The organism is Bacillus haikouensis, from assembly GCF_013179555.1.
GTDB lineage: Bacteria > Bacillota > Bacilli > Bacillales > Bacillaceae_B > Rossellomorea > Rossellomorea haikouensis_A.
The window spans coordinates 1-4,947 of the sequence record NZ_JABMCR010000288.1; the positions used below are offsets into that span (position 1 = coordinate 1).

At 44.3% G+C, this 4,947-nt stretch carries 6 protein-coding genes and 1 pseudogene; 6 read left to right on the forward strand and 1 reads right to left on the reverse strand.

Features of this window, described 5'->3' with window-relative positions:
* Positions 1-1,170: MFS transporter (locus tag HP456_RS19810; protein WP_172254308.1), on the reverse strand; the 1,170-nt coding region annotated here is incomplete at its 3' end.
* A 525-nt stretch (positions 1,171-1,695) separates the two neighbouring features.
* On the opposite strand from HP456_RS19810, the gene HP456_RS19815 reads away from it, so the two are divergent.
* From HP456_RS19815 to HP456_RS19840, 6 genes and pseudogenes are all read left to right on the forward strand, one after another.
* Entirely contained in the window at positions 1,696-2,055 is a 360-nt protein-coding gene (locus HP456_RS19815) for a winged helix-turn-helix transcriptional regulator (RefSeq protein WP_216663360.1), read from the forward strand.
* A 190-nt stretch (positions 2,056-2,245) separates the two neighbouring features.
* Positions 2,246-2,668: a MarR family winged helix-turn-helix transcriptional regulator gene (locus HP456_RS19820; protein WP_172254310.1), complete on the forward strand. Its 423-nt coding sequence runs from the start codon at positions 2,246-2,248 to the stop codon at positions 2,666-2,668.
* 20 nt (positions 2,669-2,688) lie between these two features.
* On the forward strand, positions 2,689-3,324 hold the full coding sequence (locus tag HP456_RS19825; RefSeq protein ID WP_172254312.1) for a nitroreductase family protein: 636 nt from the start codon (positions 2,689-2,691) through the stop codon (positions 3,322-3,324).
* An 81-nt stretch (positions 3,325-3,405) separates the two neighbouring features.
* Positions 3,406-3,702, forward strand: coding sequence for a putative quinol monooxygenase (locus HP456_RS19830; protein WP_172254314.1), 297 nt, complete (start codon positions 3,406-3,408; stop codon positions 3,700-3,702).
* A gap of 100 nt (positions 3,703-3,802) precedes the next feature.
* The gene (locus HP456_RS19835) at positions 3,803-4,144 is read left to right on the forward strand and encodes a YflT domain-containing protein (RefSeq protein WP_172254316.1); all 342 of its coding nucleotides are present in this window, start codon (positions 3,803-3,805) and stop codon (positions 4,142-4,144) included.
* Between the two features lie 196 nt (positions 4,145-4,340).
* Positions 4,341-4,947: pseudogene (locus tag HP456_RS19840) on the forward strand (hypothetical protein); the annotation flags it as partial.

Below are 4,947 nucleotides of genomic sequence, written 5' to 3' on the forward strand. Positions count from 1 at the left end.
CGTTAACATTACGGCTCCAACGACCATCAATGCGCCGATCCATGGTGTATGAATCAATCCGATGCCCTCGACGATGAGTCCTCCGACAAACGATCCGATCGCAATCCCGACGTTGAATGCCGCGATATTCAAGGCTGACGCCACGTTTACGGCAGAAGGCACATATTTTTCCGCCAGATTCACGACAAGGACCTGCAGGCCAGGTACGTTCATGAACGCAAACATGCCCATTAGGAAGATTGCGATCAATCCCACTGCCTTAAACGGTGCTGCAAACGTTAACGCTACTAGAATGACTGCCTGCATGACGAACATCCAGAACAATGCTTTCAGTGGGTTCTTATCTGACGCTTTCCCGCCTATGACATTACCGATTGCGACTGCAATTCCGTAGACAAGCAGGATGATGCTCACCCATTTCGAACTGAACCCTGTTACATTTTCCAACAGCGGTGTCAGGTATGTGAACGCAACGAATGTTCCGCCGTATCCGAGTGCAGTGATTGCAAAAGCCAGTAATAACTTCCCATTTCTTAAAACTTTCAGTTGTTCACTGAATTTTGCGGGTGGTGCTTCCTTTAAATCCTTTGGAACGAGAATCGAACTCGCAATGATTCCGATGACTCCGAGCAGGGCCACTCCCCAGAATGTCGCTCTCCAGCCGAATGCCTGCCCGATGAAGGTTCCAAGCGGTACTCCGGTGACGGTCGCAACCGTCAATCCTGTAAACATGAACGCGATCGCACTCGCCCGTTTATTTGCGGGCACTAAATCAGCGGCGATTGTCGAACCGATCGAAAAGAAGATTCCATGTGAAAACGCGGTGATGAAACGGGCGGTAAGGAGCAGTTCATAGCTCGTTGCCAGCGCAGAAACCGCGTTTCCGACGATAAATAAAACCATCAGTGACATGAGCAGCGTTTTCCTGTTCATTTTACTGGTCAAAGCAGTAAGGATCGGTGCCCCAATCGCCACTCCGACTGCATAGCCGGAAATCAATAATCCTGCAAGCGTGATAGAAATTGATAAATCATCTGCAATCGACGACAGTAATCCGACCGGGACAAATTCCGTCGTCCCGATACCAAAAGCGGAGATTGCCAATGCCAATAATGCCGGGGTACCTCCTTTTGTTTTCGAGTGATTCATTGTATGTGCATGAGAACTCATAAGAGAATTCCTCCTGTTATTATAGTTTTTTTCTTGAATGAAGAATTTTGGTCTGTTTTTTTGTTTCACACCGGGCGCCCCAGGTAATTGTGGGAGCAAAATGCTTGTTAAGAGCATTTTTCAGCTAAAAAAACTAACCCTTTATTATCTATAGACATATATCCGGAAATCCGAAGGCGCCTTTCGTCTTCCCGCGTACCCAATAGTATGAATGGTATCCTGTTATAATGGAATTACGTACTTTAAAGTGCTGTAGGTACCATGAAGTTCTATAGGTACCTGCAAGTACCCTATAGGATGATTCGTCAATTTGTCGTATCATCAAAGTACAGTGTCGATTATGCACCCTTCCCTGATTTCTGGGAAGTACGCACTTTGAAGTGGCATAGGTACCGCGGAGTAACTATGTACGGCGACACCATCCATTAGGAAATAGTTGAATGCTTATGGTATATTCATCTGTAATGAAACCATCGATAAGCAGTTTATATAGGACGAAAAAATATAGCAGTAAGGAGGATTTCTATGAAAAAATACAATATTCCCGTAGAAGCGGCGCTTGAAGTTATTGGCGGCAAATGGAAAGTCGTCATCCTCTGCCACCTTATCGACAACGGTACGCTTCGCACCAGTCAGCTGAAACGCATGATGCCGAACATCACACAGAAAATGCTCACCCAGCAGCTTCGGGAACTGGAAGCGGACGGAGTTGTCAACCGCATCATCTATAATCAGGTGCCCCCTAAAGTGGAATATGACCTGACCGAATACGGCAACTCACTCGCCCCAGCTCTGCAGATGCTCTGTTCGTGGGGGGAACAGCACATCGAAAAAACCGTTTCAGAAGGCGAAGACGTCGTCGTCATGTCCGGGGAAAATGAATAAAAGCTTCTGTAACAGCGAAAACGCCTCGTGAATAGTCACGAGGCGTTTTTTTCTTATCTCCAATTCATTTTCAATGCCGCCGTTTCATTCTTCCTAAGCTTTTTTCTTTACACCGGATACAAACTGTATTATATTAATTGACGTATTAATCATTGACCCCTCAATTATTATATTGTAAGGAGAGGATGCTTTGACCAACAAGGAAAGAATCTTAATTCAATTAAATGATATCTATAAGCAAGTGAGCCCGAAATTCGAGCGCTGCACCGGCATTAGTCAGTCACGCCTGGATCTTTTGCATAAGTTAATCGAAGTGGATGAAATCAGTCAACGGGCACTTCAACGAGAAGTGAATATTGACAGTGCAGCTGTGACGAGGCATTTGAAGCAGCTTGAAGCTGGAGGGCTGGTTTCACGCCGAAAGAACCCGAATGATAATCGGATTACTTTCGTCCGCCTGACTAATGACGGCCGGGAACAAATCGATGCATTATGTCAGGAGAAAAAGGAGTTCATTTCCGAAGTGCTGAAGGACTTCAACTCTGAAGACCAGGCCATGCTTTCTGAGTTACTCATGCGGATTCAACATAATGTAAAGAACATTAAATACTAATTATAAAGGAGTTTTTCACCATGAATACAACGAGAATCGAAGACTTTCAGCAAATCATCACAGGTCGCCGATCTATTAGAAACTACGACCCGTCCGTTAAAATCAGCAAAGAAGAAATGACGGAAATCCTTCAGGAAGCGACATTGGCACCGTCTTCAGTCAATCTTCAGCCTTGGCGCTTCCTTGTAATCGACAGCCCTGAAGGAAAAGAAACACTTGCTCCGCTGGCAAAGTTCAATCAGAACCAGGTGAAAACATCCTCAGCGGTCATCGCTGTCTTCGTTGATATGAACAGCATTGACTATGCCGATGAAATCTACAATGAAGCTGTAGAAAAAGGCTATATGCCAGCGGAAGTAAGGGATAGACAGCTGCCATCAATTAAAGGTCTGCTTGATGTGCTGCCAGAAGAACAGTATAAAGAAATGAATCTGATCGATGCCGGACTCGTATCCATGCAGCTGATGCTTGCAGCCCGTGCCCATGGATACGACACCAACCCGATCGGAGGCTATGAAAAAGACCAAATCGCAGAAGCATACGGTATGGACAAAGATCGCTACTACCCGGTCATGCTCATTTCCATCGGAAAAGCCGCAGACCAGGGATACAAATCCGTCCGTCTGCCCATCGAAAAAATCGCCGAATGGAAATAAGGGACAACGGGACAGGTTCACTGTCCCGTTTTATATAAGGTTTCGCCAGCCCAAAAACTATTTCAGAAATGAGGAAATACTATGATCATCATTCACGCACATTTTCAAATCAATCCAGAAAAAGAAGAGGCATTCCTTGAGGAAATGGATTCACTCGTTGAAGCATCAAGAGCCGAAGATGGCAATATCTCTTATGACCTGTTGAGATCAACAGATAAAGTACAAGCTTATACGATGGTGGAAATCTGGAAAGACACTGCTGCTGTCGAATCACATAACGCCAGCAGCCACTTTATTTCATTTGCCGGAAGAGCCCCTGAGTATATGGCTGCCCCGATTGATGTGCAGATTTTTGAAGGAACTAAAGTGGAAAGGTAATGCCACTGAATTTGTAAAAAGTTTCCTCATTCATCAATTGATTAGACCTGTTTAAAAGAATTCCACAGAGGGTATCTGTGCTTTTAAGGAGGCGATTCCATTGAATCCTATATTTAAAATATTCCATAACGACGAACATTTAAGTGAATCAATTGATAAGCTTCACAAAAATGGAGTCAACGAAGATGACATTTACATGCTTGCCCATGATAATGACCATGACAGGCGTGCAAGAAAAAGCAACGATTCCAATAAAATCGGAGTAAGTGTCACAGGAATAGGCACCGCCACCAAGAATATTTTCAGAGGAAAATCCGATAAACTCATATCAAAAATGAAGGAAATTGGGTTTGAACAGTCAAAAGCTCAAAAGCTTGAAGAAGAATTAGACAAAGGAAAGACATTATTAGTCGTCAAAAATCAAGATAACGTAGAATTTTAACGATCACGCGATAAATACACCCCATTATTTTGGAATAAATGGGGTGTATTTTCTTGTAAGGACAAAGAAAATTCATCTGTACAAACTTCAGAGATACGGCTATGGATTCGACTTGCAAAACATTTTGAAACCTCCCCCTCCCCTCATCCGTATATATACCATACACAGAAATAGATCCTGGAAAGGGGAACATAAATTGGGTAACATATTTTTATTTTCAGTGATTGTCGGATTGATCATGGCACTGCTGCTGGTCCCGGTCACTTTTACAAAAAAGAAGAAGGAAGGGAATGCGAAGCCTTCCATTGCAGCTATGATCGGAGCCACGATGATCATTGCTGTCATCGGAGCATTTATCTTCTATTACATGACAAACCTTGACCGTAACTTTACGTCGATGTGGATTCTGTTCATTGTCGCCGCAGGAGCCGGAGCTGCTTTTGCCACCGGTAAAGAACGCATGATCAAAGGCGGATTATTCGCAGCCGGCCTGCTAATGGGAATCTACTTCCTGACTGCATTCGTCTTCAATGCAGATGAGAAATATCAGTCGGCGAAAATGGACGTCCAAACGGAAATCGAAGCGTTTGATGAAGAGAAAACACCTGCGAGCGTGCCTCCTCAGTTTGCAAGGAACAAAATGAAGAAGGCATTCGGCCAGGTGCCGAATACGAGTTACTATGAGCTCGGCAGCCTGCAGATCCAGAAAGTTGACGGTGAGTATGTTTACATCGCTCCAGTCGAATTCTCCGGATTCTTCAAATGGTTCAAGGGAGACGAAACACCCGGCTATTTCACCTTGA